2 protein-coding genes and 1 pseudogene are annotated in these 2,379 nt (G+C 60.2%); 1 reads left to right on the forward strand and 2 read right to left on the reverse strand.

The features are described 5' to 3' along the window. Positions 1-71: 71 nt before the first annotated feature. Positions 72-1,124 (reverse strand): DUF4158 domain-containing protein, encoded by a 1,053-nt coding sequence (locus FHS81_RS18600; protein ID WP_246375109.1) that lies wholly within the window; start codon positions 1,122-1,124, stop codon positions 72-74. Between the two features lie 165 nt (positions 1,125-1,289). Between FHS81_RS18600 and FHS81_RS18605 the strand changes: the two genes are divergently transcribed. Next, positions 1,290-1,871, forward strand: a complete 582-nt coding sequence (locus tag FHS81_RS18605; protein ID WP_183755066.1) for a recombinase family protein — start codon at positions 1,290-1,292, stop codon at positions 1,869-1,871. A 52-nt stretch (positions 1,872-1,923) separates the two neighbouring features. On the opposite strand, the pseudogene FHS81_RS18610 reads toward FHS81_RS18605, so the two are convergent. After that, positions 1,924-2,280 (reverse strand): annotated as a pseudogene (locus FHS81_RS18610) (transposase); the annotation flags it as partial. Positions 2,281-2,379: the final 99 nt, after the last annotated feature.

The following is a 2,379-nucleotide window of genomic DNA, read 5'->3' on the forward strand; positions in this document are numbered from 1 at the left end:
CAACCCATTGACCAAAGCCTGATCAGAAAACCATACTCAGAGGTGGCTCACTTCTCGGTGGAAAAACCGGCTCAGTTCCGCGTGGAAACCAACACTTTCTCCTTGGCGTCAATGATCGCGTGGCAAACTCTCGAAACGTCCCTCAGCTGTTTCTGAACCTCCCGCACGGAACGAGTGATGCGGGCGGTTGCCTGATTGTCGGCCCGTCGCGTCAGGACGCCCATGAGTTTCTTAAACATGTCGATGGCGCCGTCGGTCAGATGGCGGGAAAGGTGCAGTACCGTCGCGGCCAACACGGCATGCCGGCGTTCGGGGTTGAGATCGCGTAGATGCTGCGCGCTCATTCGCATCCCCTCTGCGGCCAATTCATCAAAGACCTTGGCCGGAATGCGCTCCATCAACGTCGCCGGTAGGTTCAGGGACCGAAGAAAGCGAATGCGCTCGGCTATCCTGTCGAGGTTGACGGCGGCTGGCGACAATGCCGGTGTCCTGGCCCAAGCGAGGACGGTGACGCTTGTCCCGTCACGCGCGTCGAGAAGTTTGTCCAAATCGAGCTTGTGAGCCTCCGACAAGCCGCTCGCCAGCGCCCGATGGGCTATGCGAATCCCGCGCCGGATTGCCAAATGAAGGATGGCTTCGAGCGCCGCGCGCGCCGGAAGAAGGATTCGCCGGCGCCGCAATTCCTCCACCACCATATCCGCTAGAGCATCGGCCTGGCGCAGCGTTTGCGCGGCAGGCGTCAGCCAGCCGGTAAGCGCTTTCACGTCCGCGGGCACAAAAGGACGCATCTTCATCCTGTCGAAAAGCAGGGCGAGATGCTCACGCCGGGTCTGCGGGCGCTCGAAATAAGGATCGATCTCGCGGTGATCGACGCCAATCTGCCCTGCCAGAAACCGCAAAACGCCAAACGGCAAGACCTCGCCATCCGCAAGCGGCCGGCCGGGATATCGCAGCAAGGCTATGACACAGGCAAGGCCCAACCTGTTCGAGGCCTTGTTCTGCCGCATGATCAGGTCGAGATCCGGCCGGTCCAGCGTGTAATGTTTGGCGATCTCTCTTTCGTCCTGCGGGATGGTTGTCGCCTGTTGCCACCATATCTCGCTCAGCAATGCTCTTCTGGCCATTGTCTCGGCTTCCAGTTTCGTTGCGGAAACCGCAGCGAACTGGAAAACACATGTCCGACAAACGACCGTTTCGCGGCATCCACAGTTTTTGTCCGCAAACCTTGTGCTTGAACGGCAAATCGGACATTGTCCGAGTTCAACGAGAAAACGGACAAACCACGTCTCATGACCTCTATCGGCTATGCAAGGGTCTCCACCGGCGACCAGGACACCGCCCTGCAACTCGACGCTTTGCGCAACGCGGGCTGTGAAAGACTGTTCGAGGATAAGGCATCCGGCGTGAAGACTGACCGGCCCGGACTGGCGGAGGCGATCCGCTACGTTCGCGACGGCGACACGCTCACAGTCTGGAAGCTCGACCGCCTCGGTAGGTCGATGAAGCACCTCATTGAGATCATCACCGAACTGGAGGCCAAAGGCGTCGGCTTCCGATCCATCACCGAAAACATCGACACGACGACATCGGGCGGTCGACTGGTATTCCACCTGTTCGGCGCGCTGGCACAGTTCGAGCGCGATCTGATCAGGGAACGAACACGTGCCGGTCTACAAGCCGCAGAAGAACGCGGCCGACGCGGTGGCCGACAAGTCGTCGTAACCCCGGACAAACTTGCCAAAGCCCGCCAGCATCTGGCGGCCGGTTTGAACGTCCGGGAGGCCGCGGCCCGCGTCAAAATAGGCAAAACCGCCCTTTACGAAGCTCTCAGGGCTGAAAAAGCAACGACATCTGCGGTTAAACCAACTTGAGTTCTGGATACGTTCTCAAAAGTCGGACAGATTCACCACTTCCGTGTCGTGACGCCAGATAGCCGTCGAACTGCTTGAACAGCGCCTCCACCAGGCCCGCCTGCGCCAGCGCTTCGCGATAAAGCCACACCGTCTTGGCATCGGGCACCCGGTCCTCAAGCCCTAGGCCGAGGAACCGCATGAATGACAAACGGTCGCGCACCTGATACTCGATCTGGTCGTCGGACAGGTTGTAGAGCGCGCCCAGGACCAGTGTCTTGAACATCAGAACGGCGTCCATCGGCTTGCGCCCGGCGCGCGACTTCCGCTCCGCATCTGGCTTGCGCCAAACCCGCTCCAGCGTCGGGCGGAACTCCTCCCACGGCACAACGGCGTCAATCTCGACCAAGGGGTCCTTCTTGGCATCCAGGCTCGGGCATTGAGTAGCAACGGAACAGAAAACTCACTTAAGCGGCCGAGGTGGGCTTTCCGACATTCCGGCACGGCGTTAGCGCCAGCGATCCAGCTC

Source organism: Pseudochelatococcus contaminans, assembly GCF_014195635.1.
GTDB classification, from domain to species: domain Bacteria; phylum Pseudomonadota; class Alphaproteobacteria; order Rhizobiales; family Beijerinckiaceae; genus Pseudochelatococcus; species Pseudochelatococcus contaminans.

Excerpts from the sequence above, each read along its gene's own strand:
- FHS81_RS18600 (WP_246375109.1), bottom strand. The coding sequence starts at position 1,124 with ATGGCCAGAAGAGCATTGCTGAGCGAGATATGGTGGCAACAGGCGACA.
- FHS81_RS18605 (WP_183755066.1), top strand. The coding sequence starts at position 1,290 with ATGACCTCTATCGGCTATGCAAGGGTCTCCACCGGCGACCAGGACACC.